General features: G+C 63.4%; 22 protein-coding genes. 6 read left to right on the forward strand and 16 right to left on the reverse strand.

What is annotated here, in order from left to right:
• Positions 1 to 11 precede the first annotated feature (11 nt).
• The 12 genes from glnK to purU form a co-directional block, all read right to left on the reverse strand.
• A complete protein-coding gene (gene glnK / locus ACYQ2U_RS10070) occupies positions 12 to 350 on the reverse strand; it encodes a P-II family nitrogen regulator (RefSeq protein ID WP_459950233.1) in 339 nt (112 codons plus the stop codon).
• Between the two features lie 242 nt (positions 351 to 592).
• Positions 593 to 2,389: a methyl-accepting chemotaxis protein gene (locus tag ACYQ2U_RS10075; protein ID WP_459950234.1), complete on the reverse strand. Its 1,797-nt coding sequence runs from the start codon at positions 2,387 to 2,389 to the stop codon at positions 593 to 595.
• Between the two features lie 127 nt (positions 2,390 to 2,516).
• On the reverse strand, positions 2,517 to 3,416 hold the full coding sequence (gene folD / locus ACYQ2U_RS10080) for a bifunctional methylenetetrahydrofolate dehydrogenase/methenyltetrahydrofolate cyclohydrolase FolD (RefSeq protein ID WP_459950235.1): 900 nt from the start codon (positions 3,414 to 3,416) through the stop codon (positions 2,517 to 2,519).
• Positions 3,417 to 3,500: 84 nt separating this feature from the next.
• Positions 3,501 to 4,847, reverse strand: coding sequence for an FMN-binding glutamate synthase family protein (locus ACYQ2U_RS10085; RefSeq protein ID WP_459950236.1), 1,347 nt, complete (start codon positions 4,845 to 4,847; stop codon positions 3,501 to 3,503).
• A gap of 15 nt (positions 4,848 to 4,862) precedes the next feature.
• Positions 4,863 to 5,561, reverse strand: a complete 699-nt coding sequence (locus ACYQ2U_RS10090) for a GltB/FmdC/FwdC-like GXGXG domain-containing protein (RefSeq protein WP_459950237.1) — start codon at positions 5,559 to 5,561, stop codon at positions 4,863 to 4,865.
• Entirely contained in the window at positions 5,549 to 6,457 is a 909-nt protein-coding gene (locus tag ACYQ2U_RS10095; protein WP_459950238.1) for a class II glutamine amidotransferase domain-containing protein, read from the reverse strand. Before ACYQ2U_RS10095 ends, ACYQ2U_RS10090 begins: the two co-directional genes overlap by 13 nt.
• A gap of 57 nt (positions 6,458 to 6,514) precedes the next feature.
• Positions 6,515 to 7,849: a type III glutamate--ammonia ligase gene (gene glnT / locus ACYQ2U_RS10100; protein WP_459950239.1), complete on the reverse strand. Its 1,335-nt coding sequence runs from the start codon at positions 7,847 to 7,849 to the stop codon at positions 6,515 to 6,517.
• A gap of 48 nt (positions 7,850 to 7,897) precedes the next feature.
• Positions 7,898 to 8,500, reverse strand: a complete 603-nt coding sequence (locus tag ACYQ2U_RS10105; RefSeq protein WP_459950240.1) for a methylglutamate dehydrogenase — start codon at positions 8,498 to 8,500, stop codon at positions 7,898 to 7,900.
• Positions 8,497 to 11,385 carry an FAD-dependent oxidoreductase gene (locus ACYQ2U_RS10110; protein ID WP_459950241.1) on the reverse strand — a complete coding sequence of 963 codons (2,889 nt, stop codon included), beginning with the start codon at positions 11,383 to 11,385 and terminating at the stop codon, positions 8,497 to 8,499. Before ACYQ2U_RS10110 ends, ACYQ2U_RS10105 begins: the two co-directional genes overlap by 4 nt.
• Positions 11,382 to 11,642, reverse strand: a complete 261-nt coding sequence (locus ACYQ2U_RS10115) for a sarcosine oxidase subunit delta (protein WP_459950242.1) — start codon at positions 11,640 to 11,642, stop codon at positions 11,382 to 11,384. Before ACYQ2U_RS10115 ends, ACYQ2U_RS10110 begins: the two co-directional genes overlap by 4 nt.
• Before the next feature lie 14 nt (positions 11,643 to 11,656).
• Positions 11,657 to 12,898 (reverse strand): FAD-dependent oxidoreductase, encoded by a 1,242-nt coding sequence (locus ACYQ2U_RS10120; RefSeq protein WP_459950243.1) that lies wholly within the window; start codon positions 12,896 to 12,898, stop codon positions 11,657 to 11,659.
• Positions 12,899 to 12,929: 31 nt separating this feature from the next.
• Positions 12,930 to 13,790 carry a formyltetrahydrofolate deformylase gene (purU, locus tag ACYQ2U_RS10125; RefSeq protein ID WP_459950244.1) on the reverse strand — a complete coding sequence of 287 codons (861 nt, stop codon included), beginning with the start codon at positions 13,788 to 13,790 and terminating at the stop codon, positions 12,930 to 12,932.
• A 191-nt stretch (positions 13,791 to 13,981) separates the two neighbouring features.
• Between purU and ACYQ2U_RS10130 the strand changes: the two genes are divergently transcribed.
• Positions 13,982 to 14,584: a helix-turn-helix domain-containing protein gene (locus ACYQ2U_RS10130; RefSeq protein ID WP_459950245.1), complete on the forward strand. Its 603-nt coding sequence runs from the start codon at positions 13,982 to 13,984 to the stop codon at positions 14,582 to 14,584.
• Between the two features lie 12 nt (positions 14,585 to 14,596).
• On the opposite strand, the gene ACYQ2U_RS10135 is transcribed toward ACYQ2U_RS10130, so the two are convergent.
• Positions 14,597 to 15,832: an EAL and HDOD domain-containing protein gene (locus tag ACYQ2U_RS10135; protein WP_459950246.1), complete on the reverse strand. Its 1,236-nt coding sequence runs from the start codon at positions 15,830 to 15,832 to the stop codon at positions 14,597 to 14,599.
• A gap of 201 nt (positions 15,833 to 16,033) precedes the next feature.
• Here ACYQ2U_RS10135 and ACYQ2U_RS10140 point away from each other — a divergent pair, with 201 nt between their 5' ends.
• Both ACYQ2U_RS10140 and ACYQ2U_RS10145 read left to right on the forward strand, forming a co-directional pair.
• The gene (locus tag ACYQ2U_RS10140; RefSeq protein WP_459950247.1) at positions 16,034 to 18,856 is read left to right on the forward strand and encodes a valine--tRNA ligase; all 2,823 of its coding nucleotides are present in this window, start codon (positions 16,034 to 16,036) and stop codon (positions 18,854 to 18,856) included.
• A 280-nt stretch (positions 18,857 to 19,136) separates the two neighbouring features.
• The gene (locus ACYQ2U_RS10145) at positions 19,137 to 19,583 is read left to right on the forward strand and encodes a hypothetical protein (protein WP_459950248.1); all 447 of its coding nucleotides are present in this window, start codon (positions 19,137 to 19,139) and stop codon (positions 19,581 to 19,583) included.
• 126 nt (positions 19,584 to 19,709) lie between these two features.
• Here ACYQ2U_RS10145 and orn read toward each other — a convergent pair whose 3' ends face one another.
• Positions 19,710 to 20,264: an oligoribonuclease gene (gene orn, locus ACYQ2U_RS10150; protein ID WP_459950249.1), complete on the reverse strand. Its 555-nt coding sequence runs from the start codon at positions 20,262 to 20,264 to the stop codon at positions 19,710 to 19,712.
• 97 nt (positions 20,265 to 20,361) lie between these two features.
• On the opposite strand from orn, the gene ACYQ2U_RS10155 reads away from it, so the two are divergent.
• Genes ACYQ2U_RS10155 through rsgA form a run of 3 tightly spaced genes read left to right on the forward strand, consistent with a single transcriptional unit; the run spans position 20,362 to position 22,825 of the window.
• On the forward strand, positions 20,362 to 21,618 hold the full coding sequence (locus ACYQ2U_RS10155) for a M48 family metallopeptidase (protein WP_459950250.1): 1,257 nt from the start codon (positions 20,362 to 20,364) through the stop codon (positions 21,616 to 21,618).
• Entirely contained in the window at positions 21,615 to 21,956 is a 342-nt protein-coding gene (locus ACYQ2U_RS10160) for a 4a-hydroxytetrahydrobiopterin dehydratase (protein ID WP_459950251.1), read from the forward strand. Before ACYQ2U_RS10155 ends, ACYQ2U_RS10160 begins: the two co-directional genes overlap by 4 nt.
• The gene (rsgA, locus tag ACYQ2U_RS10165; protein WP_459950252.1) at positions 21,953 to 22,825 is read left to right on the forward strand and encodes a ribosome small subunit-dependent GTPase A; all 873 of its coding nucleotides are present in this window, start codon (positions 21,953 to 21,955) and stop codon (positions 22,823 to 22,825) included. The genes ACYQ2U_RS10160 and rsgA overlap by 4 nt, the downstream gene beginning before the upstream one ends.
• Before the next feature lie 25 nt (positions 22,826 to 22,850).
• On the opposite strand, the gene ACYQ2U_RS10170 is transcribed toward rsgA, so the two are convergent.
• Positions 22,851 to 23,738 (reverse strand): MBL fold metallo-hydrolase, encoded by an 888-nt coding sequence (locus ACYQ2U_RS10170; protein ID WP_459950253.1) that lies wholly within the window; start codon positions 23,736 to 23,738, stop codon positions 22,851 to 22,853.
• Entirely contained in the window at positions 23,735 to 24,715 is a 981-nt protein-coding gene (locus ACYQ2U_RS10175; protein ID WP_459950254.1) for an HDOD domain-containing protein, read from the reverse strand. Before ACYQ2U_RS10175 ends, ACYQ2U_RS10170 begins: the two co-directional genes overlap by 4 nt.
• Between the last annotated feature and the right edge of the window lie 77 nt (positions 24,716 to 24,792).

Below are 24,792 nucleotides of genomic sequence, written 5' to 3' on the forward strand. Positions count from 1 at the left end.
GGTTCCTTTGCTTAGAGAGCGTCGTTGCCGGACTCGCCGGTGCGGATGCGGATGACCTGTTCCACGTCGAAGACGAAGATCTTGCCGTCACCGATCTTGCCGGTGCTGGCGGCCTTCTCGATGGCCTCGAGGACCTGGTCGAGCAGTTCGTCGCTGACGGCGGCTTCGAGTTTGACCTTGGGCAGGAAGTCGACCACGTATTCCGCGCCCCGATACAGCTCGGTGTGGCCCTTCTGGCGACCGAATCCCTTGACCTCGGTAACGGTGATGCCCTGCACGCCGACGGCGGCCAGGGCTTCCCGCACTTCGTCAAGCTTGAACGGCTTGATGATGGCAGTGACAAGCTTCATGTTGGCTCCTTGGTTGGTAATGCGAATTCACATCACGGGCGCGGGCAATGCCGGCGCGGCAAGCAGGAGACCAGATCGTCAGACAAGGACGGCCATGGCGACCGTCCGCACGACCCGCACCATCCCGACCGCCGTTTGCCGACGATTCCGGGTGCGGGTTCATGAGAGATTCATAAAAAGAATCTTTGTTTAGTATTGTGCATATATATTTCCCATTGGTCAATAAAAATTCCTATTGGTAGTTAATATTTTTCTGCAACGCCGTCGGAAAAGGTGGCTTGAAGTCGCTGCCAGGCTTCGGCCAGTTCGGCCTCGCCGCGCAGATTGCCCGGCTCGTCGCGGTAACTGCCATTGCCCTGCACCGGCTCGAACTGCCAGCGCCGTTCGATTTCCTGACGCTCGCGGCCTGCCTTGAAGGCGGCCAGGAAGCGATTCACTTCCGCCAGCAAGCCGGCCGAGGCCGGGCTGTCGGCCACGCCCACGGCGTAGTACCAGGGCGCCGCCGCCAGGTTGTCGGGCAGGATTTCGATGCGACCGCGCCAGGGGCTGTCCTGGCCGTAGCAGGCCCAGGCAAAGATGGGCTGGTCCACGGCGAAGGCGTCGACGATGCCGTCGGCCAGGGCATCGTGGATCACGCTCTGGTCCGAGTAGCTGATCAGGTTGGCGAGCCGCACCGTGCCCGGCTCGGCCTTGCCGTGCTTGCCCCAGCGCAGGCCCGCCGCCTCCAGGGTGGCCAGGGCGGCGGGGTCGTTGATGCAGCCCAGCACCTTGCCTTCGAGGCTTTTCACCCCGTCGATGCGGCTGTCGCCCTTGCGCCGGGCCAGCACGTAGCGCAGCCAGGTGTAGGTGTCGGAAAAAGCCACGCCGCGCCAAGCGGCGTTGGGCGGCAGGGCGCTCCAGACCAGGTCGGCCTCGGCGTTGCCCCGGCGCTGGCCGGCATGGAGCAATTCGGTGCACTGGTCCCAGGGATGTTCGACGAACTCCACCTTGACGCCCAGGTGGCGGGCGAAGGCGGTGGCGTAGTCCACGTCCAGGCCGCGCAGCGGCTCGCCGGGCTTCATACGGAAGGACAGGCCCTTGAAGGCCGGTTCGATGGCCACCCGCAGCACGCCCCGGCGGCGGATGTCGGCAAGGCGGTCGTAGCGGGGATCGGTCTGGAGACCCTCGGCCTGGGCCAGTCGTTCCAGCGTCCGATCAACGCCATCGTCGTCGTTCTCGGCCACCGTTGCCAATTGCTGGCTGGCCTCGGCCATCCATTCGATCTTCAGTCGCTGGCGGTCGAAAATGGATTGGTTGGCCTGGTGCATGGCGCCCACCACCCGGCCATGCTCGTCGAGATTGTCGAGGGCGCGGCGGATGTCGCTGAAGGCATTGCCGATGGTGCCGAAGGCAGCGACAGTGACCTGGTTCGCGTCCTCCACCCGTTGCAAGCTGGCGGCGCGGAAATGCCCCAGGCGCGCCGACAGCTCGCCGAAGTCCAACAACTGGGAAGCCCGCTTCGAATTGGCCACCGTGTCCTGCGCCAGCTTGCGGATGTGGTCGGAAACGACGATGAAGGAACGCCCCGCCTCCCCTGCCCCGGCGGCCTGGATGGCGGCGTTGAGGGCGAGCAGTTCGAGTTCCTTGCCGATGCGTTCCAGCACCGACACCACCTCGCCGATGCTGCCCACCTTGCCGTCCAGGCTTTGTTGCAGGCTGTCCAGGCCCTGGCTCAACTCGCCGCTGGCGGCGCTCATGTCGTCGATGGCTCGCTGGCGCAGGGTCTCGGCATCGCCGATGGCGGCCAGCATGTGGGCCTTGGTGTCGGCGATCTCGGTGGACATGGCGCCGGTACGGGCTTCCACCTCCACCAGGCTCGCCGAGAATGCCTTCTCGGCGTTCAGGGCATGGCCGGCCAGATAGACCAGGCGCTGGCCCAAGGCCGCCAGGCGCCAGCCGAAACGGCGCGGCGGCGGCGGTGCCACGGGCGGCAAGATTCCTTCAGCCTCGATTTCCTCGCGCTGAAACTGCGGTTTTCTGAACCAGTCGAGCATAGACATCCTCTTTCATGAAGGTAACGGCCATGCACGGTGGTGGAACTTCTTAACGATCGATCAGTTGCCTAACTTTTGACGGGGGAAATCTTCGCCTCCCCTCGCATTGCTTCACGCCCTGTCGCCAGCACACTCACGTCGCGACAGCGGCATCCCAACCTTCGTGACCGATACCCTGGCCCCGGCCCAGGCGCAATTCCGCCGAGCGCAGGGTGTTCTCGATCAACATGGTGACGGTCATGGGGCCGACGCCGCCGGGCACCGGGGTGATCCAGCTAGCCTTTTCCTTCACCCCCTCGAAATCCACGTCGCCGACGATGCGGTTGTCCGCCAGGCGGTTGATGCCCACGTCGATGACGATGGCCCCCTGCTTGACCATCTGCGGCACGATCAGCCCCGGCTTGCCCGCCGCCACGATCAGGATGTCGGCGAGGATGGAGTGCTGGGCCAGGTCGCGGGTCTTGGCGTGGCAGACGGTGACCGTCGCCTCCTTCTGCAACAGCATCAGGGCCATGGGCTTGCCGACGATGTTGGAGGCGCCGACGATCACCGCGTTCTTGCCGGCCACATCAATACCCGTGGTTTCCAGCAGCAGTTGCACACCGTAGGGGGTACAGGGCGGGAAGATGGTGTTGCCCACCACCAGGCCGCCCACGTTGTAGAGGTGAAAGCCGTCCACGTCCTTGTCCACGGCGATGGCCTCCAGCACCCGGCGCACATCGATATGGGGCGGCAGGGGCAGTTGCACCAGGATGCCGTGCACCGTGGGGTCCGCGTTGAGGCGGGCGATCAGGGCCAGCACGTCCTTTTCGGGGGTATCGGCGGGGACGGCGTGATGGAAGGACTGGACGCCGCATTCCTCGCAGGCCTTCACCTTGTTGCCCACATAGACCTTGGAGGCCGGATTCTCACCCACCAGGATCACGGCCAGGCCGGGGGTCACCCCCTGGGTCTTGAGCTGGGCCACCCGCTCGCGGAACTGTACCCGCAGAGACTTGGCCAGGGCCTTGCCGTCAATGATTTGCGCCGTCATCTCGCACCGCTATCCCACTTGCTGTAACCAAAGAAAATCGCCGCCCCGGCCCCGTGTCACGGGGCCGAGAGCGGCGGCACATCATCAATAGCCCTGACCGGGAACCCAGCTGGTGCCGGCGAGAGGCAGACCGGCCATGGCTGCGGCTTCCACCGTCAGCGCCACCAGGTCTTCCCGCTCCAGGTGATGCACGTTCTGCTTGCCGCAGGCGCGGGCGATGGTGGTCAGTTCCATGTTCAGCGTCTTCAGATAGTTCTTCAGATGCTTGGCGCCGATCTCCGGTTGCAGGCGTTGTTCCAGGATGGCGTCCTGGGTGGTGATGCCCACGGGGCACTTGCCGGTGTGGCAGTGGTGGCAGAAGCCGGGGGCCGTACCCAGGGCAGCGTAGTCGGCCGTGGCGTCGTGGTGAGCACCATCCTTGAAGTAGGTCTCGCCGTTACAACCGAGGCCGATCAACACGCCTTGACCGATGGCCACGGCATCCGCGCCCATGGCCAGGGCCTTGGCCACGTCGGGACCGGTACGCACGCCGCCGGAAACGATCAGCTGCACCTTGCCCTTCATGTCCAGGTCTTCAAGCGCATTCACCGCCTGGCGCACCGCAGCCAGAGTGGGGATGCCAATGTGTTCGATGAAGCAGGTCTGGGTGGCGGCGGTACCGCCTTGCATGCCATCCACCACCACCACGTCGGCGCCAGCGTGCACCGCCAGCTTGACGTCGTTGAAGGTACGGGTGGCGCCCACTTTGACGTAGATGGGCTTTTCCCAGTCGGTCATTTCCCGCAGTTCCTGGATCTTGATCGCCAAGTCATCGGGACCGGTCCAGTCCGGGTGACGGCAGGCGGAACGCTGGTCGATGCCTTCCGGCAGGGTACGCATGCCGGCCACGCGGGCAGACACCTTCTGCCCCAGCAGCATGCCGCCGCCGCCGGGCTTGGCGCCCTGGCCGATCACCACTTCAATCGCGTCGGCCTTGCGCACGTCGTCGGGGTTGAAGCCGTAGCGGGAGGGCAGGCACTGATAAACCAGGGTCTTGGAGGACAGACGCTCTTCGGGCGTCATGCCGCCGTCGCCGGTGGTGGTGGATGTGCCCACTTCCGTCGCGGCGCGGCCCAGGGCTTCCTTCACGTTGGCGGACAGGGAGCCGAAGCTCATGCCGGCGATGGTGATGGGAATTTCCAGCTCGATGGGCTTCTTCGCGAAGCGGGTGCCGAGGATGGTCTTGGTCACGCACTTCTCGCGGTAGCCTTCGAGGGGATAGCGGGAGAGGGAGGCACCGAGGAACACCAGGTCGTCGAAGTTGGGCAGCTTGCGCTTGGCGCCCATGCCGCGAATTTCGTACAGACCGTGGGCCGCCGCGTTGCGGATGTAGTCCAGGGTCTTGCGGTCGTAGCCGTAGGACTCTTCCTTGGCGATGTGCTTGGTAGTCATGATGAAAGTCCTCAATCAGTATTCTTGGTTGGCGTCGGCGTTCCAGTGGTACAGGCTGCGGGCGGAGGCCACGCGCTTGAACGACTTGGGATCGAGCTTGGCGAACTCGGGGCCGGCGGCGCTCAGCAGTTCCTTCAGGGCGGCGATGTCGCTCTCACCCAGGGGCTCGATCTGGGCATCGGCGCCGAGGGACTTGATGTTGCCCTTGACGTAGAGCACGGCCTCGTAGAGGGAGTCACCCAGGGCATCACCCGCGTCGCCGCAGATCACCATGCGCCCGGCCTGGGCCATGAAGGCGGAGAAGCTGCCGACGGAACCGCCCACCACGATGTCGCCGCCCTTCAGCGAAATGCCGCAACGCAGGCCGGCGTCGCCGTCGATCACCAGCAGGCCGCCATGGGCGGAGGCGCCGGCGCCGTTGGAGGCGAAGCCCTTGACGTGCACCTTGCCGGACATCATGTTCTCGGCCACGCCGGTGCCGGCGCTACCGTTGATGACCACGGTGGCGGTCTTGTTCATGCCGCCGGCGTAGTAACCGGCGTGGCCGATCACTTCCACTTCCACGGGAGCATCCAGGCCCACGGCAATGTTGTGGGCGCCGTCGGGATTGGTCACCACCACCTTCTTGACGCTGGCCGTCTTGGCTTCACGGTGCAGGTACTGGTTCAGGTCGCGCAGGGGTTGCTGCGCCAGATCGAAGGTCAGGCTTTCCATACGTACATCTCCTCGGGAGCGGGCTCGAACACATTGGCGTGCTTCACGCCGGGCAGGTGGGCTAGGGAACGGAACTCGGAGGCGATGGCCACGTAGTCGTCGGTCTCGGCCACCACCGCCGGCTTGCAGGCGAAGGGGTCGCGGATCAGGGCCAGCCGGTCCGGCGTGCCCATGAGGAAGGTGTAGAAACCGTCCAGTTCCTCGAAACCCTTTTGCAGGGCCACTTCCAGCTCATCGCCTTCGCGCAGACGCCATTCCAGGAAACGGCAGGCGGCTTCGGTGTCGTTGTCGGTCTCGAAGCTGATGCCCCGGGGTTCCAGCATGCGGCGAATGCCGTTGGGGTTGGACAGGGAGCCGTTGTGCACCAGGCAGAAGTCCTCGCCGGCGGTGAAGGGGTGGGCCCGGTCGGGCGTCACGGCGGACTCGGTGGCCATCCGGGTATGGCCCACCAGGTGGCTGCCCTTCAGGTTTTTGAAGTCGTAGCGATCGGCCACTTCGGCGGGGGTACCGATGTCCTTGTACAGGTCGATGCTGCGACCGGTGGAGAGCAGGTGCAGCTTGGGATGCTGTTCCTTGATCCAGTGCTTGACCGGCTCGGCCGCGCCCTTGACGGTGATCACCGCATGGTTGCCCTTGGCCTCCACGGCGGCCTCGACCCCCAGATGGGTCTTGATGCCGTGGCCCAGGGCCTGCCAGTTGAAGTCGGCGCCGTCTTCCGTCAGGCCGGAATAGACGCTGATCTTGCGGCTGCTATCGCTCAGGCTGTCGGTGAACACGGCCAGACCGGCGGAGTCGGGGCCGCGCTCGGTCATGCCGATCAGCATGGGCACCATCAGCTCGCCCAATTTTTCCCGCAGGGCGGGCTTTTTCACCAGTAATCCAACAATTCCACACATGGTGCTTACCTCACAAAAACAAATTCAGTCACTCCCGCACGGGCGGGAATCCAGGGTTCAGAAAAATTCGAGATAGGAGTTGATTTCCCAATCGGACACATGGCGCATGTACTCCACCCACTCCATGTGCTTGAGCTTGAGGAACTCGTCAGCGACGGGGCCCAGGGCTGCCCGCAGCACCTCGTCCCTCTCCAGGGCCAGCAAGGCTTCGTGCAGGTTCTGGGGCAGGATCTGGATGCCCTCCTCCTTGAGCCGCTCTGGCGAGTAGTCGTAGAGGTTTTCGTTCTTGGGCGCACCGGGATCGATGTTGTTCTCGATGCCGTCCAGGCCGGCGGCGATGACGGCCGCCGTGGCCAGGTAGGGGTTGCTGGCACCGTCGGGCAGACGCAGCTCCAGGCGACCGCCGGGAATGCGGACCATGGTGGAGCGGTTGTTGTCGCCGTAGCTGATGTAGGCCGGGGCCCAGGTGGCGCCGGTGAGGGAACGCCCCACTACCAGGCGCTTGTAGGAATTCACTGTGGGCGCGCAGATGGCGGCCAGGGCCGGAGCGTGCTTGAGGATGCCGCCGAGGAACTGGTAGGCCAGCTTGGACAGCTTGAGACCGTTGGGGTCGCTCTTGTCCTCGAACAGGTTGCCCTTGCCGTTGGCGGGACCGAGGGACATGTGCATGTGCATGCCGTTGCCGGGCCGGTTGGCGAAGGGCTTGGGCATGAAGGAGCAAATCAGGCCGTGGTCGTTGGCGATCTCCGAGGCGGCCATTTTGAAGAACACGTAATGGTCGGCGGAGGTCAGGCAATCGGCGAAGGTGTAGTTGATCTCGAACTGGCCATTGGCGTCCTCGTGGTCGATCTGATAGACGTCCACACCGACGGCCTTCATGGAGTCCACCAGGTCTTCCAGGTAGCCGCGTACCCGGGACAGGCCCTTGTAGTCGTAGCAGGGCTTGGTCAGGGTGTCGGTGGGATCGCAGGGCATGATCTTGCCGTTGGCGTCCTTCTTCAGCAGGGAGAACTCGGGCTCCAGGCCGGTGTAGAAGGTGTAGCCCTTGTCCTTGAGGCGGGCGATCTGCTTCTTCAGCACGACGCGGGTGTCGTAATCCCAGGGCTTGCCATGCACGTGGCCGTCGCAGGCGATGCGCGCATAGCCGGGCTGCCAGGGCACCAGGGAGACGGTATCCAGGTCGCCCACGGCCATGAAGTCGGGACCGTTGGGCTCGATGCCCAGGCCCCACACGGCGAAACCGGCAAAGCCGGCGCCGGCGGTGAGCACGTCGTCCAGGTGGTCGGCGGGCACGGCCTTGGTCTTGGCCGTGCCGTGGATGTCCACGAACTGGGCGAGGACGTATTTCACGTCGTTGTCTTTGAGCAGCTTTTTCGCTTCATCAGCAGTCATGGAAGCCTCCGGGTTTGGGTAATTGGGGTCAGGTTAAAAGGATTGGGCCTAGGCAACGTCCGCCACCGCGCCGCCGCCCAGTTCTTCGGCAATGGCGCAGAGGGTCTGCCACAGGTAGCGGCCGTAACTGCCGTCGCACCAGACGCGATAGCAAGGGCTGCCGTTTTTGTTGTCGGGCAGGACGGTGACGCCCACGCCCACCATGGACGTGAGCACCACCGGCGAGAGATTCAGGTCGAGGGCGGCGAAGTTCACATTGCAGGTTTGCAGCAACAGCTTTGGCAGGGCGCTGCCCGACAGCAACAGGCAGGCGTCCTGGCGCAACACCGGATAGACGCCGGCGGCACGGGGAGCGGCACTCAAGGTCGCCACCAGCGCGGCATCGCCTTCGATGAGGAACTCGGTGACACCGAGGCGCAGCACATGGCCTTGATTGCCCAGCGGGCAGGCGCTGTTGGGCACGGCGGGGATGGGCACGCCCTGGGCGGCCAGCCACTGGGCCGCCCCCGGTCCCTTGCAGCCGAAGCGGGGCTGCTGGGAGAGGTCGGCCACGGCCAGCAGGGCGGCCTTGTCGGCGCCGACGAAGCGGGCTGTCGCCAGATCGTCCGCCAGGGGGGACACGGCCAGGGGAGTGAAAGCGGCGGCCATCATGCGCCCTCCTTCTGCTTGAGGTTGTCGGGATCGTAGAAGGGCGTCGGTACCACCTTGGCATCCACCATATCGCCGCCGCTGAGGCGGAATTGCAGGGGCGTACCCACGGCGGCCAGGGCCGGCGCGACGAAGGCCAGGCCGATGTGCCGTTGCAGGCTGGGGCTCCAGGCGATGCTGGTGATGCGGCCGGCGATCTGGCCGCCCTGGATCACCAGGTGGCATTCCTTGGGCGCCGTGCCGGTGAAACCGGCGGGGAGCATGAAGCCCACCAGGGTCTGGCGCAGGGGCTTCTTGGCGACGATCTGCAAGCTGCGCTGACCGACGAAGAAGGGCTTGTCCATCTTCACCGCCCAATCCAGACCGGCTTCGCTGGGGGTGGTCAGGCCGTCGGTGTCTTGGCCGATGATGATGTGGCCCTTCTCCAGCCGCAGCAGACGCTGGGCCTCGACGCCGAAGGGACGGATACCCTCGGCCTTGCCGGCGTCCATGAGGGCATCCCAGAGGGCACCGCCCAGGTTGGCGGGGACGTGGATTTCATAGCCCCACTCGCCGACGAAGCCGACCCGCATCAGCCGGGCGGGAATGCCGGCCACGGTGCCTTCCCGCAAGCCCAGGTAAGGGAAGGCGCTGCCGGACAGGTCGATGTCGGTCAGGCCGGCCAGTACCTGGCGGGCCTTGGGACCAGCCACATTCACCGCGGCGAAGGCGCCGGTGTGATTGACGATGCCGCAGTTGAGCTTCCACATCGTGTTGAGACGGGACAGCTCGCGGTAGATGGTGGCGGCGCCGGAAGTGGTGGTGGTGAAGTAGAAGTGGTCGTCGGCCAGCCGCGCCACCACGCCGTCGTCGATCACCACGCCGGATTCGTCGCACATCACCGCGTAACGGGTCATGCCCACCTTGAGGCCGGCGTACTTGGAGATGTACACCCGCTCCAGGAATTCGGCGGCGTCGGGGCCGATGACTTCCAATTTGCCCAGGGTACCCACGTCGATGATGCCCACGCCCTGGCGCACGTTCATGGCCTCGGCGCGGATGCTGTCGATACGGGCGACGCCGGCCTGGGCGTAGTACTCGGGCCGTTGCCAGACGCCGGCGGACATCCACACCGCCCCCAGCTTTTCGTGGCGGCTGTGCATGGGGGTCAGGCGCTCGGGGCTGAAGCCACGACCAGCCAGGTGCGACATGGGTACCGGATGGTAGAAGGGCCGCGCCGTGGTGGTGCCCACCTGTTGCGGTTCCTTGCCGGTAAGGCGGGCCAGGATGCGCAGGCCGTTCATGTTGGAGTGCTTGCCCTGGCTGGGGCCCATGCCGTTGGTGGAGTAGCGCTTGAGCAACTCGATGTTGTCGAAGCCTTCCTGCACGGCGTTCTTGAAATCCTTGAGTTGCAGGTCTTCGTCGAAATCGACGAAGTTCTTGCCCTCGGGATGATCGACAATGGGCCAGGCGTGGCTGGGAGATTCGCTCTCCGCCGGCACCACCAGATTGGGCCCCTGGCCGAAACCGGCATGGGCGGCGGCGGCGGCACCGGCCCGCTGACCGTCCAGCAGGCGGTTGGCGAAGGTGTGCACGCCATTGACCCGACCGCAGGCAAAGACGCCGTAGGGCAGCACCTCGGGGACGAACTGCTGGATGTCCCGGTCGAAGCGCATGCGGGTGCCGGCCTGATAGAGAAGATTGGCGGCGGGCGCGTAGCCGACGCTGACCACCACGCCGTCGCAGGGGATGTCCTGCTGGCTGCTGCCTGCCACGCCGTCGCTGAAGGTCGCCACGCGCACCGCGGCCACGCCTTGGCCGTCGCCGGCCGGCAGGGCTTCTTGGATGCAGGCGCCGCTGAAGACCTGGATGCCCTTGGCCTTCACCGCCACTTCCAATTCACCGGCTTGATGGGAGGCACGCAAGTCCACCAAGGCGGCCACCGTCACGCCCTGGGCGGCCAGGTCGAGGGCAGCCCGGTAGCCGTCGGCATTGGCCGCCAGCACCACGGCGCGGCCCATGGGCTTGATGCGGTAGCGGTGGATCAGGCGCTGGGCGGCACCGGCCAACATGATGCCGGGCAGGTCGTTGTTGCGGAACACGGCGGGCTGCTCGAAAGCACCGGCGGCGACCACCACGGCCTTGGCCCGCATCTTGGTCATCTTGTCGCCGTCCACCAGTGGGACCCAATGGTCGGCGTAGCAACCGGCGGCATAGGTGCCGGTAAGCAGGCGGATGTTGGCGTGGCACACCACCTTGGCCAGCAGATCGCAATCCGTACCAGGTTGATAGCTGAGGCTGCCGCCGGCTCGGGCGTTTTCATCCACCACCACCACGTTGGCGCCCTGCTCCGCCGCCGCCAAGGCAGCGGACAGGCCGGAAGCACCGGCACCGATCACCAGTACATCGCAAAAGTCGTATTGCTTGGGCGTGCGCAGATGGGGCGTGGCGAAATCCACCTTGCCCAGGCCGGTCAGGCGACGGAACATGCGCTCCCAGAGGGGGAACAGACGCTTGCTGTGGAAGGCCTTGTAGTAGAAGCCCACCGGCAGGAAACGGGAGAACTTGCCCAGCACGCTGGCCTTGTCGCCGGCCAGGCCGCCGAAGGTATTCACCGCGGACAGCACCATGCCTTCCGCCACGGCGACGGCATCGGCGCGGACGTTGGGCGTCGAGTAGGCCCCCGCGTCGTTCTGCATGATCAGGTTGGCGTCGTGGTTAGCCAAGGACAGCACCGAACGCGGCCGGTGGTACTTGAAGCTGCGGGCCATGACCTTCTGTCCGGCGCCGTAGAGGGCGCTGGAAATGGTGTCGCCGGCGTAGCCCGTGAAGGACTTGCCCTCGAAGGTGAAGGCCACGGGCTTGCTGCGGTCGATCCACTCGCCGCTGTGTGCGGGAAGACGGCTCATTGCTCGCCCTCCCCGTAGAGATAGGTACGCAACACGATGTCCTTTTCGGTGTCCCGCTCGGCGATGAACCAGGTGTTGCTGGCGGTGTGGCACCACCATTCCTTTTTCACGCCGGGAGCACCGCTCTTGTTGAAAACGTAGGCGGCCCACTGGTCGTCGCTACAGGTAGCGGGATCGGGCATTTCCTTCACCGCGCCCCAGTAGAAAAACTCGGAGACGGGACGGGGACCGTTGATGGGACAGGTCATGATCTTCATGGTCGGCGATCTCCTCAGTGACCCACGGACGCGGCGCCCTTTTCACCCGTCAGCGCGTAGTTGCGGAAACGGTCGAGACTGAAGCCGGTGATGAGGGGATGGTTCTGGTCGTTGGCCAGGGTGTAGGACATGGTCTTGCCGCAGACGGGCGTGGCCTTGAAGCCCCAGGTGCCCCAGCCGGCGTCCAGGTAGAAGCCTTCCACCGGGGTCTTGCCCATGATCGGTGCGAAGTCCGGGGTCATGTCGGCCATGCCGGCCCATTGGCGCATGACCTTGACGTTGGAAAGGAAGGGGAACATGTCCAGCATGTGGGCGCTGAGGCCCTCGGGGAAATCCAGGGTGGAACGGGTGGATTGCACTTCGTAGGGATCGAGGGAGGCGCCCATCACCAGCTCGCCCCGGGCGGACTGGCTGATGTAGATGTGCAGACTGCCGGAGACCAGGATGGGGTCGAGCCAGGGCTTGACCGGCTCACTGACCATGGCTTGCAGCGGGTGGATGTAAAGAGGTGTGTCGATATCCACCATCTTGAGGATGCGCGGAGTGGACCCGGCCACGGCGCAGAGCACCTTGTTGGTGGCGATGTAGCCACGGCTGGTTTGCACGCCCTTCACCTTGCCGCCCTGGACGTCGATGGACAGCACTTCGGTCTGCTGATGGATCTCGACGCCGCGCATGTCGGCGCCACGTCCGTAGCCCCAGGCCACGGCATCGTGACGGGCCACGGAGCCAGGCGCGTGATACAGGGCGCCCATGATGGGGGCGTGACCGCCGCAGGAAAGGTCGATCTGAGGCACCAGCTTCTTGACGAAGTCGGGACCCACCACTTCCGAGGCCACGCCGTAGTGCTTGTTCACCTCGGCCCGCCAGCGGCTGGTGCGCATGGCCGCGTCGGTGTGGGCCAGGGTGAAGTGGCCCCGGTTGGCGTAGAACAGGTTGAGGTCGAAGTCCTGGGACAGGTCCTGCCAAAGGCGCACGGACTCATCGTAGAACTGCACGCCTTCCGGCGTCAGGTAGTTGGAACGGATGATGGTGGTGTTGCGGCCGGTGTTGCCGCCGCCGATGTAACCCTTTTCCAGCACCGCCACGTTACGGATGCCGTGGTCCCGCGCCAGGTAATAAGCGGAAGACAGGCCATGACCGCCGGCACCGATGATCACCGCGTCGTAGGTAGGCTTGAGCTTGTCGTGAGCGGTGAACATCCGGGGTTCCGGGTGTTCCTTGGACAAGGCGAACTTGAGAAGTCTCCAGGGCATTGCTTGCTCCTATGGGTGTTCGGCGGGGCGCTTAACGGAACACCACGGTCTTGTTGCCGTGGGTAATCACGCGGTCTTCCAGGTGGTAGCGCAGGCCACGGGCAAGCACGGTCTTCTCGATGTCCTTGCCGTAGCGCACCATGTCTTCCGGCGCGTCGGAGTGGTCGATGCGGATCACGTCCTGTTCGATGATAGGCCCCTGATCCAACTCCGAGGTGACGTAGTGACAGGTGGCGCCGATCAGCTTGACGCCCCGGGCGTAGGCCTGGTGGTAGGGCTTGGCGCCGACGAAGCTGGGCAGGAAGCTGTGGTGGATGTTGATGATCTGGCCCGGATACTTCTCGCACATCTGGGGCGAGAGGATTTGCATGTAGCGGGCCAGCACCATCACGTCACCCTGGGCTTCCTCGAACAGGGACATCACCTTGGCGTAGGCCTCGGCTTTGTTTTCCGGGGTCACGGGCACGTGATGGAAGGGGATGCCATGCCATTCGACGAACCCTTTGAAGGTGTCGTGATTGGAGATGACACAGGGAATCTCGATGTCCAGTTCCTTGCTCTGCCAGCGGGCCAGCAGGTCGTAAAGGCAATGTTCCTGCTTGCTCACCATCACCACCACCCGTTTTTTGCGGGCGCTGTCGCTGATACGCCAGTCCATCTGGAACTCGGCGGCGATGGGGGCGAATTTAGCCTTCAGGGTGTCCAGGTCCACGGACAGGGAGTCCGCCAGCAACTCCTGACGCATGAAGAAGCGCTGGGCGATTTCATCGGCGTGGTGGCTGGCCTCGGTGATCCAGCCCTTGTGTTCTGCCATGAAGGAACTGACGGCGGCGACGATGCCGACGCGGTCGGGACAGGAAAGGGACAAGGTGTAGCGACGGGAAGGAGACATGATCGACGACGAGGCTCTCTGTAGGTTTTTCCAGGGTTTCGCGCGGTGCTCTTGGTACCCCAAGAGATTCACACAACGAAACATTTGTGAGTATTGTGCATCGCGCAGTTTCCCTGTGTCAATGTTTTTTTCACAAAAGGAAACCACCGGATATGCGATAATCCGCAAGTCGTTGAAATCAGGGGAATCCCATGGCAGGACAGGACGAACAGGGCAGCTTGGAGCGCTACCTGGGCAACACCATCAGGGAATTGCGGCAACAGCACGGCCTCACCATCGCCGAGGTGGCGGACCGGGCCGACATCAGTCGCGGCATGCTGTCCAAGATTGAAAACGCGCAGACGGCCACCAGCCTGGAAACCCTGTCGCGCCTGGCCCACGCCCTGGGCGTGTCGCTGGCCACCCTGTTCCGCCATTACGACGTGCCCGGCGGCGGTGCCCAATTGGTGAAGGACGGCGAAGGCATGGAGGTGGTCCGGCGCGGCACCAAGCGCGGCCACACTTATCACCTGCTGTCCTACGATCAGGGGCCGACCAAGCAGTTCGAACCCTTCCTGATCACCATCGACCACGAGTCGGAAGTGTTCCCCACCTTCGAGCATCCGGGCACGGAGTTCATCTACATGCTGGAAGGCCAGATGGAATACCGCCACGGCCAGAACACCTACGCGCTGCGACCGGGCGATTCACTCACTTTCCGCGGCGACGTGCCCCACGGCCCGGAAAAGCTGGCCGAGTGCCCGATCAAGTTCCTCTCGGTGCTGATCTACGCCTCGGCAACACCCCAGGCCTGAACGCCCCCGGCGTTAAACGGGCTTGCCGATGTTGTTGGCCCAGGCCATGGCCTGGACCTCGACGGCGGCCAGTTGGTCCAGGCTCAGGGACAGCTCCGCCAGCAGGGGATTGATCCTGGCGGACTCGTACTTCTCCACGGCCTCGTTGAGCAACAGCAGACGGCCCAGATAACCCTCGCGGTGCAGGATGGCCTCGCTGATCTCGGCGGAAAGGTTCAACTCCTGGGCCACCTGGGCCAGGGGAATCTCCAGCAGCACTTCCATCAAGGACATCATGCCGGTCATGTAGGCCTGGTCCTGGATCTCCGCGGACTTGCCGTTTTCCCGGGCCAGGAATTCCATGGACTTGCCCCGGCAGGCCGCCAGGGTGACCAGGGGATTGGGAAACTTGCCCTGGGCCTTGTGGGCGAAGGACAGCAGCACCAGCCAGCTTTGCAACTGGCGCCGGCCCAGCATCACGATGGCCTGGGCCACCGAGGAAATGGGCATGCGCAGGCCCATGGCCACCGAATTCACCAGGCGCAGCAGGTTGTAGGTGAGCTTGGGGTCCTGCTTGAAGACGTTTTCCAGTTCCGGCAGTTCGCTATCGGCAAAAACCAGCTTCAACAACTTGAGGAGGAGGATGTCTGAATGTGGCACGGATTTGCCCAGCAGCACCTGCGGACGGGCAAAGTAATAGCCTTGGAACAGATCGAACCCCACCTTGGCGCAAAACTCCGCACGCTCCCGGGTTTCCACTTTTTCCGCCAGGAGTTGCAGGCGATAGGGCTTGAGCTGGCGGGTCAGGTCGACGATGGTCTCGTCGCTCATGTCCAGCACGTCAACCTTGACGTAGCTGATGTAGGGCAGGATGGCCTGGTGCTCGGGGCGCAGCACCATGATGTCGTCCAGGGCAAAGGTGAAGCCCTTGGCGTGCAGCCGGCGGCAATCCTCCACCACGGACGGCGTGATTTCGACGTGCTCCAGTAGCTCCAGCACCACGCGGCCCGGCGGCAGCACGTCGCTGAGGTCACCGGCCAGCAACACCGAGTCGATGTTGATGAAGCCCAGCAGATCGCCCAGGGCCGTGTCCATTCCGAATTCGCTGAAGGCACGGGCCAGCACGTGGATCGTGGCCTGCTCGTCGCAATCCACCAGGGCAACGTTGTTCTCGCCGGAACGGAACAGGAGCTCATAAGCCACCGCGTCGCCCTGGCGATTCAGGATGGGCTGGCGACCAAGAAAAAAAGAAACCGGGGTTGAATCCATCAAACCATCAACAGGGGGAGAAACAGAAGGACATTCTTTCACAAGAAGACGGGTTTAGCGCCGGGAATAGCGCTCGAAGCGCCCAGCCCGGGGGAGACGGCGGGTATAATCGCCGTTTCCACAAACCGCCGGACAATCAACGACTTCACCCTCGTCGGGCGGTTTTCGGACCGTTTTCATCTTTTCCCCTTCCGCACATTCATGGAACTCGCCAAGAGCTTCGAACCCGCCGACATCGAACGGCGCTGGTATCCCCTTTGGGAATCCCGCAATTACTTCGCCGCCGGCATGGACACCAGCAAGCAGGACAATTTCTGCATCCTGCTGCCGCCCCCCAACGTCACCGGCACCCTGCACATGGGCCATGGCTTCAACCAGGCCATCATGGACGCCCTGACCCGCTTCCACCGCATGCGCGGCGACAACACCCTGTGGCAACCGGGCACCGACCACGCCGGCATCGCCACCCAGATCGTCGTCGAACGGCAACTGGACGCCCAGGGCGTCAGCCGTCATGACCTGGGCCGCGAGAAGTTCCTGGAAAAGGTCTGGGAATGGAAGGAATACTCCGGCGGCACCATCACCCAGCAAATGCGCCGCCTGGGCACCAGCCCGGACTGGAGCCGCGAACGCTTCACCATGGACGCCGGCCTGTCCAAGATCGTCACCGAAACCTTCGTCCGCCTCTACAAGGAAGGCCTGATCTACCGCGGCAAGCGCCTGGTGAACTGGGATCCCAAGCTGCTCACCGCCGTCTCCGACCTGGAAGTGGTGAGCGAAGAGGAAGACGGTTCCCTCTGGCACATCCGCTATCCCCTGGCCGACGGCAGTGGTGAACTGGTGGTGGCCACCACCCGTCCCGAAACCCTGCTGGGTGACGTGGCCGTGGCCGTGAACCCCGAGGACGAGCGCTACACCGCCCTGATCGGCAAGCACGTCAAGCTGCCCCTGTGCGACCGGGAAATCCCCATCATCGCCGACAGCTACGTGGACAAGGAATTCGGCACCGGCTGCGTCAAGATCACCCCGGCCCACGACTTCAACGACTGGCAGGTGGGCCATCGCCATCACCTGACGCCCATCAGCATCTTCACCCTGGACGCCCGCATCAACGAGCACGGCCCCGCGCAATATCGCGGCATGGACCGTTACGACGCCCGCAAACAGATCGTGGCCGACCTGGAAACCGCCGGCCTGCTGGAAAGCGTCAAGCCCCACAAGCTGATGGTGCCCCGTGGCGACCGTACCAATGCGGTGATCGAACCCATGCTCACCGACCAATGGTTCGTCGCCATGAGCAAGGCCGGTCCCGACGGCACCTCCATCGTCGGCAAGGCCATCGAGGCCGTGGCCTCCGGCGAGATCAAGTTCGTTCCCGAGAACTGGGTGAACACCTACAACCAGTGGCTGGGCAACATCCAGGACTGGTGTATTTCCCGCCAGCTCTGGTGGGGCCACCAGATTCCCGCCTGGTACAGCGACGACGGCCGCATCTACGTCGCCCACAATGAGGAAGAGGCCTACGCCCAGGCCAAGGCCGACGGTTACAGCGGCGGCCTGGAACGGGATGCCGACGTCCTCGACACCTGGTACTCCTCCGCCCTGTGGCCCTTCTCCACCCTGGACTGGACGCCGGAGTGGCCGGCCAAGAGCAATACCGCCCTGGATCTCTACCTGCCTTCCACCGTGCTGGTGACCGGCTTCGACATCATCTTCTTCTGGGTCGCCCGGATGGTGATGATGACCAAGCACATCACCGGCAAGATTCCCTTCAAGCACGTCTACGTGCACGGCCTGATCCGCGATGCGGAAGGCCAGAAGATGTCCAAGTCCAAGGGCAACGTGCTGGACCCCATCGACCTCATTGATGGCATCAGCCTCGACGACCTGGTGAAAAAGCGCACCACCGGCCTGATGAACCCCAAGCAGGCGGAAAAGATCGAAAAGCGCACCCGCAAGGAATTCCCCGAGGGCATTTCCGGTGTCGGCACCGACGCCCTGCGCTTCACCTTCCTCAGCCTCGCCTCCCCCGGCCGCGACATCAAGTTCGACATGCAGCGCTGCGAGGGTTACCGCAACTTCTGCAACAAGCTGTGGAACGCCACCCGCTTCGTGCTGATGAACTGCGAGGGCAAGGACTGCGGTGTCGCGCCTGCCGGCGCCTGCGGCGGCAGCGGTGCCATCGAACTGTCCCAGGCCGACCGCTGGATCGTCAGCCGCCTGCAAAAGCTGGAAGCCGAAGTGGCCCAGCACTTTGCCGACTACCGCTTCGACCTGCTGGCCAAGGCAATCTATGAATTCGTCTGGGACGAGTACTGCGACTGGTACGTGGAACTGGCCAAGGTCCAATTGCAGAATGGCAACGAGGCCCAGCAGCGCGGCACCCGCCGCAACCTGCTGCGGGTCCTGGAAACCATCCTGCGCCTGGCCCATCCGCTAATCCCCTTCATCACCGAGGAACTGTGGCAGACCGTGGCTCCCCTGGCCGGCCGCGCCAAGGGTGACGGCACCGAGTCCATCATGACCCAGGCCTATCCCAAGGCCGACGAGGCCGCCATCAACCCCGAGGCGGAAGCCTGGGTCGATGCCCTCAAGCAGATGGTCACCGCCTGCCGCAGCCTGCGTAGCGAAATGAACCTCTCCCCCGCCCAGAAGGTGCCCCTGGTGGCCGCCGGCGACAAGGTCAAGGTGGAAGCCTACGGGCCCTACCTGGCCGCCCTGGCGAAGCTGTCCGAAGTCACCGCCAGCGGCGATGCCCTGCCCGATTCCGACGCCCCGGTGCAGATCGTCGGCGACTACCGCCTGATGCTGAAGGTGGAAATCGACGTGGCCGCCGAGAAGGAACGCCTAGGCAAGGAAATCGCCCGGGTCGAAGGCGAAATCGCCAAGGCCGAGAAGAAGCTCTCCACCGAAACCTTCGTCGCCCGCGCCCCGGCGGCGGTGGTGGAACAGGAGAAGACCCGGCTGGCGGACTTCACCGCCCTGGTGGAAAAGCTCAAGGCACAGTTGGCAAGACTGAACTGACACCTGTTGTTCTTCCCACAAAAAAGCCCGGCAATGCCGGGCTTTTTTGTGGGGGAACCTAGTCCAGGAACAACCACCCTCTTGTACCAAGACGAGCTTGTTGAGCCATTCAACAGGAAAGACATGTGGGCCATGTCTTTCACTGCCTAAAACGACCCTTGCCTTTTCTCCCCAGAGGCCCGGCCTTTTAAAGTATGCTTATGGTCTATAAAAACAGTGCCCTTATGGCGGCAGTCCCTCAACAAAACCATTACCGCATCAACTACAAAAGGGAGTTTTAATGAGAGTCCGTGTTCTTGGCACCATGCTTATCGCAGCCAGCCTCAGTGTCGGCTGCTCTACCATCACGCAAAGTGAAAACCAATCCTTGGCGCTTACCGCCACCTATGAAGGCAAACCTGTTGAGCCAGTGTGCCAAATCAAGAACGACAAAGGTAGTTGGGACTCGAAAGCTCCAGCCAACGTGACCGTCAGAAAGTCAGGCGAAGATCTCGAAGTCACTTGCAAGAAAGATGGAATGCCAGATGGTCTGCTCAAGGCCATCTCCCGCGCCGCCGGTTCGATGTGGGGGAACATTGTCTTTGGCGGTGGCATTGGAGCCATCATTGATCACAACAAGGGCACTGGCTACGACTATCCTGATCAATTGCAAGTAAAGATGGGCGAGTCCGTTGTTGTCGATAAAAAACCGAGTACGCAACCCACCCAAACTGCCCAGACGAACTAAGCAATCAGCAGTCGCATTAATTTTCACCCATGCCCCAAAACAAAAAGGCCGGAAAATTCCGGCCTTTTTTCATCTCCAACCAACGTACGTCTAGGCCCTGCTTGATTTCAAGTAGGTGGACAACTTTTACGCTTGGGGTAGCTTGAGGAAGTTGTCCCGGTAGTACTTCAGCTCCTCGATGGACTCGTAAATATCCGCCAGGGCCTCGTGCTTGCCGTGCTTTTTGACGCCCTTGGCCATTTCCGGCGCCCAGCGCTTGGCCAGTTCCTTGAGGGTGGACACATCCAGGTTACGGTAGTGGAAGTAGTCCTCCAGCTTGGGCATGTAGCGGGCCATGAAGCGGCGGTCCTGGCAGATGGAATTGCCGCACATGGGGGATTTGCCCTGGGGCACATGCTGTTTGAGGAATTCGATGGCTTGCACTTCCACCTCGGCCTCCGACAGGGCCGAGTTCTTCACCTTGTCGATCAGGCCGGACTTGCCGTGGGTTTTCTGGTTCCACTCGTCCATGCCGTCCAACACGGACTGGGGTTGGTGCACAGCCCAGACCACACTTTCGGCGATGGTTTCCAGATTGCTGTTGGTGACCACCATGGCCAGTTCCAGGATGCGGTCGTTATCTGGGGATAGGCCGGTCATTTCCATGTCCAGCCAGACGAGGGCGTTTTGATCTTGTGCCATAATTTTCCCGGCGCCATGGCGCCTGCCTGCTTTGTAAAGGCGGGGATTTTGGCATAGTTCCCGCCCCGCCTCCCAACCCCTTGCCGCCGACCTTTCCGTGACCGCCAACCAACTTTTCAACCTCGTCTTTTTCGCCGCCCTCGTCGCCTCCCTCGCCCTGCGCCTGTGGCTGGGCCTGCGCCATCTGCACCACGTGGGTCGCCACCGGGTTGCCGTGCCGGTGGATTTCGCCGACCAGGTGTGCCTGGCCGACCACCAGAAAGCAGCCGACTACACCGGCGCCCGGGTCCGCCTCGGCCTGCTGGAAACCATCGTCGGCAGCGGCCTGTTGATGGCCCTGACCTTTGGCGGCGTACTCCAGGCCTGCGCCGACTTGGCCACCGGCTGGTTCGACCACCAGGGCTATGTCTTCGGCCTGGCCCTGTTCGCCCTGGTGGGCGTTATCAGCTTCGTGGTGGACCTACCCTTCGGCCTCTATCGCACCTTCCGCCTGGAGGCCCGCTTCGGTTTCAACAAGATGACGCCGGGCCTGTTCATCAGCGACCTGCTCAAGCAACTGCTGCTGACGGTGCTGATCGGCGGGCCGGTGCTGCTGGCGGTGCTCTGGCTCATGGCACAGATGGGCGAGCGTTGGTGGTTCTACGTCTGGCTGTTCTTCATGGGCTTCAACCTGCTGGTGCTGCTGCTCTACCCCACGGTCATCGCCCCCTTGTTCAACAAGTTCAGCCCCCTGGAGAACGATGATCTGAAAGCCCGCATCGAGGCCCTGCTGGCCCGTTGCGGCTTTGCCGCCAAGGGCCTGTTCGTCATGGACGGCTCCCGCCGTTCGGCCCACGGCAACGCCTACTTCACCGGCATCGGCCGCAACAAGCGCATCGTCTTCTTCGACACCCTGCTGGACAAGCTCAGCCCCGGCGAGGTGGAGGCGGTGCTGGCCCACGAACTGGGCCATTTCAAGCGCCGCCACGTGGTCAAGCGCATCGCCATGATGGCCGCCCTGAGTCTGGCCTTCCTCTGGCTTCTAGCCTGGCTGATGGGCCAGGACTGGTTCTTCCAGGGCCTCGGCGTGCATACGACGGGCACGGCCATGGCCCTACTGCTGTTTTCCCAGGTGATGGGGGTTTTCACCTTCCCCTTCTCGCCCCTGTTCTCGGCCCTGTCCCGCCGTCACGAATACGAGGCCGACGCCTATGCGGCGCAGCAGTCCAGCGCAACGGACTTGATCACCGCCCTGGTCAAGCTCTACAAGGACAATGCCGCCACCCTGACGCCGGATCCGCTGCACTCGGCCTTCTACGATTCCCACCCGCCGGCCGCCTTGCGCATCGCCCACTTGAAAGGACTGACGCCATGAATGCCGAAGTTTGCGAACTCAAACAGGGAAAGTGCGCCCCCTGCGAGGGTGGCGTACCGCCCCTCTCAGACCAGGAAGCGGACGCCCTGCTGGTACAGATTCCCGCCTGGCGACGGGAAGGCTCCACGATCGTGAGGCGTTTCGCCTTCCGCAACTACCACGAGACCCTGGCCTTCGTGAATGCAAGCGCCTGGATTTCCCACCGGGAAGACCATCACCCGGACCTGGAGGTGGGTTACAACCAGTGTACGGTGCGCTACAGCACCCACGCCATTGGCGGCCTGTCCCGCAACGACTTCATCTGCGCCGCCAAGATCGACGCGCTGTTCGAGCTTTGAGCGCGGCCCATCTACAAGGCCGCATCGTTGCCGCCTTCGGCCGCCAGTACGAAGTGCTGCTGGACGACGACCGCACCATCGCCGGCATTCCCCTCGGCAAGAAAAGCCCCTACGCCTGCGGCGACCGGGTGGAGGTGGAGCTCTCCTCCCCCAACCAAGGCCAGATCCTGCGCAACCTGGAGCGCACCTCTCTGCTCTACCGCAGCGACGAATGGAAGCAGAAGCTGATTGCTGCCAACGCCACGCAATTGGTACTGGTCTGCGCCACGGAACCTGGGTTCACCGACGAACTGCTGACCCGCGCCCTGGTTGCGGCGGAGCATGACGGCATCAAGGCGGTGATCGTGCTCAACAAGTGCGACCTGACGGCCGGCCTGGCGGCCGCCCGCCAGCAACTGGCCCCCTTCGCCGCCCTGGGCTACCCCATCGTCGAACTGTCGGCCAAGGAAGACGCCTCGGCCATCAAGCAGCTGCTGGCGGGCCATATCAGCGTGTTGGTGGGGCAGTCGGGCATGGGCAAGTCCACCCTGATCAACGCCCTGGTGCCCGGGGCGGCGGCGGCGACCCGGGAAATTTCCGAGGCCCTGGACTCGGGCAAGCACACCACCACCCACGCCCGGCTCTACGCCCTGGATGGCAATAGCGCCATCATCGATAGTCCGGGCTTGCAGGAATTCGGCCTGGCCCATTTGACCGTGGGCGAGATCGAGAACGCCTTCCCGGAATTCCGTCCCCACGTGGGGCATTGCCGCTTCCGCGATTGCCACCACGGCGCGGAGCCTGACTGTGCCGTGAAAAAAGCCGTGGCGGAGGGTTTGATCCATCCGCGACGGCTTGAGCACTTCCGCAAGTTGATCGCTGGCCGTTAAGCGGCGCCGGCCTGGGCCATTAGGCCTAGAGCTGGATTTCCAGGCCTTCCCGGGCCAGCTGGACTTCCAGACCGTGGCGGTCGCAGGTATTGTTGGCCAGGGCCTCGGCAAAAACCCGTTCCAATTCGTCGTCGGAACGGGTGGGCTCGTGGTGGGTGCAGATCAGCTTCTTGGCGCCGGTGCGGCAAGCCAGGTCCATGGCGTAATCAAAGGTGGAATGACCCCAACCCTTCTTGGCGCCATATTCGCCCTGGGTGTAGGAACAATCCATGATCAGCACGTCCACCCCGCGCACCATGTCGTCCATGGCGGCCTGCTTCTCTTCCACCAGGGCCTGGTACTCGGCATAGCCCTCGTCATGATCTTCGTAGATGTTGAACCAGGGCTCGTGGTCGCCGGTGAAGAACATGGACTTGCCGTTGCACTCGATGCGATAGCCAAAGTCGATGACCGGATGGTTGAGCAGGGTATTGGTCACGGTGGCGTCGCCCACCGTCACACTCTCGCCGATGTCCAGGGTCTGGTAGTCGATGCGGGCGTGGAGCTCGGCTTCGCGGATGGGGAAATAGCTGTACTGCATCTGCACGTTCATGATCTGGTCGATGCCCTGACTGCTGATCACGTCGAAGGCGCCGTGGATGCGCACGCTGTTGCCCGGAATGAAGAAGGGAATGAAAAAGGGCAGACCGTGGATGTGGTCCCAATGGGTGTGCGTGATGAAGACGTTGGCCTTGACGGGCTGTTCCTTCAGCAGGCTCTGGGCCAGGGGGAAGATACCGGTGCCCGCATCGAGGATGATCAACTCGCCGTTGTCGCTGCGCACCTCGATGCAGGTGGTGTTGCCACCATAGCGGACGGTGTTGGGGCCGGGCGAGGGAATGGACCCGCGCACGCCCCAGAAACGGATAATCACTGGCTACTCTCCTGGCTGGCCCCTTGGGGCGCAGCCGCTGGGGCGGCTTGCTGGCCATCCGGTGCAGCCTCCTGGGACGCACCCTCGGCTGGGGCCTCCTTCTCCTCGGGAGCATCCTGATGGCTTTCCACCGCGGCAAACACCATCGCCTCGGCGACGATGTTGTCGAAGTCCTCCAGGCTGGCGACGATCGCCTCCAGGCTGTCGCCGAAACGGGGCACGACGGGCTTCTCGGTCTTGAAATACTGGGCACGTTCCTCCGCCGACAGGTAAACCTTGCGGCAGATCTGGTCTGCCTGACGCACGCAATCCAACATGGCCGAAGGCTCGGCGTCCGTCTTGTGGTGGTCGCGGATGCACTTGACCAGGCGCAGGGGGAATTGCCAACGCTTGGCCAGCATGGCGCCGACGAAACCGTGATCCACACCGATGATGCGGCGTTCGGCCTCGTATAACGGAATGTTCTCGGCCTCGCCGAGGACCAGGGCCTCATGGAAATCCTGGGGCATGTACTGGGCGAACACCACCTTGCCGAAGTCGTGCAGCAGGCCGGCCACGTAGCTGTCACCCGGGTCGCCACCGCCGAAACGGGCGCACAACTGGCGGGAAACGGACGCGGTGGACAAGGAATGCACCAGATAGCGCTGGATGTCGAAACCGGCGTTGTTCACCTTGGGCAGAATCCCCACGGCGGCAAAGGACAAGGCCAGGTTCTTGATGGTGTTGATGCCCAGGAACACCACCGACTGGTTCACCGAATTGATCTTGTTCGGGATGCTGTAGTAGGCAGAGTTGATGACCTTGAGAATCTTCATGGTCATCACCGGATCCTTCTCGATGACCCCCACCAGATCCTTGGGCAGGCAGTTGATGTTCCGGGTCATTTCCAGAACCTTCTGCACGCTGCGGGGAAACGCGGGCATGCGCTCCACGGCGATGGTCAGTTTTTTCTCAAGTTCTGGAGATAGTTGACTCACTCAGTGACTCGCTCTTTCAATAGGCTACGCCGCCGTTGCGGAAATTTCCGCTGCATAACGGACATCGACCGATTATA

It is taken from the genome of Denitratisoma sp. agr-D3 (genome assembly GCF_054658675.1).

Excerpts from the sequence above, each read along its gene's own strand:
- glnK (WP_459950233.1), bottom strand. The coding sequence starts at position 350 with ATGAAGCTTGTCACTGCCATCATCAAGCCGTTCAAGCTTGACGAAGTG.
- ACYQ2U_RS10075 (WP_459950234.1), bottom strand. The coding sequence starts at position 2,389 with ATGTCTATGCTCGACTGGTTCAGAAAACCGCAGTTTCAGCGCGAGGAA.
- folD (WP_459950235.1), bottom strand. The coding sequence starts at position 3,416 with ATGACGGCGCAAATCATTGACGGCAAGGCCCTGGCCAAGTCTCTGCGG.
- ACYQ2U_RS10085 (WP_459950236.1), bottom strand. The coding sequence starts at position 4,847 with ATGACTACCAAGCACATCGCCAAGGAAGAGTCCTACGGCTACGACCGC.
- ACYQ2U_RS10090 (WP_459950237.1), bottom strand. The coding sequence starts at position 5,561 with ATGGAAAGCCTGACCTTCGATCTGGCGCAGCAACCCCTGCGCGACCTG.
- ACYQ2U_RS10095 (WP_459950238.1), bottom strand. The coding sequence starts at position 6,457 with ATGTGTGGAATTGTTGGATTACTGGTGAAAAAGCCCGCCCTGCGGGAA.
- glnT (WP_459950239.1), bottom strand. The coding sequence starts at position 7,849 with ATGACTGCTGATGAAGCGAAAAAGCTGCTCAAAGACAACGACGTGAAA.
- ACYQ2U_RS10105 (WP_459950240.1), bottom strand. The coding sequence starts at position 8,500 with ATGATGGCCGCCGCTTTCACTCCCCTGGCCGTGTCCCCCCTGGCGGAC.
- ACYQ2U_RS10110 (WP_459950241.1), bottom strand. The coding sequence starts at position 11,385 with ATGAGCCGTCTTCCCGCACACAGCGGCGAGTGGATCGACCGCAGCAAG.
- ACYQ2U_RS10115 (WP_459950242.1), bottom strand. The coding sequence starts at position 11,642 with ATGAAGATCATGACCTGTCCCATCAACGGTCCCCGTCCCGTCTCCGAG.
- ACYQ2U_RS10120 (WP_459950243.1), bottom strand. The coding sequence starts at position 12,898 with ATGCCCTGGAGACTTCTCAAGTTCGCCTTGTCCAAGGAACACCCGGAA.
- purU (WP_459950244.1), bottom strand. The coding sequence starts at position 13,790 with ATGTCTCCTTCCCGTCGCTACACCTTGTCCCTTTCCTGTCCCGACCGC.
- ACYQ2U_RS10130 (WP_459950245.1), top strand. The coding sequence starts at position 13,982 with ATGGCAGGACAGGACGAACAGGGCAGCTTGGAGCGCTACCTGGGCAAC.
- ACYQ2U_RS10135 (WP_459950246.1), bottom strand. The coding sequence starts at position 15,832 with ATGGATTCAACCCCGGTTTCTTTTTTTCTTGGTCGCCAGCCCATCCTG.
- ACYQ2U_RS10140 (WP_459950247.1), top strand. The coding sequence starts at position 16,034 with ATGGAACTCGCCAAGAGCTTCGAACCCGCCGACATCGAACGGCGCTGG.
- ACYQ2U_RS10145 (WP_459950248.1), top strand. The coding sequence starts at position 19,137 with ATGAGAGTCCGTGTTCTTGGCACCATGCTTATCGCAGCCAGCCTCAGT.
- orn (WP_459950249.1), bottom strand. The coding sequence starts at position 20,264 with ATGGCACAAGATCAAAACGCCCTCGTCTGGCTGGACATGGAAATGACC.
- ACYQ2U_RS10160 (WP_459950251.1), top strand. The coding sequence starts at position 21,615 with ATGAATGCCGAAGTTTGCGAACTCAAACAGGGAAAGTGCGCCCCCTGC.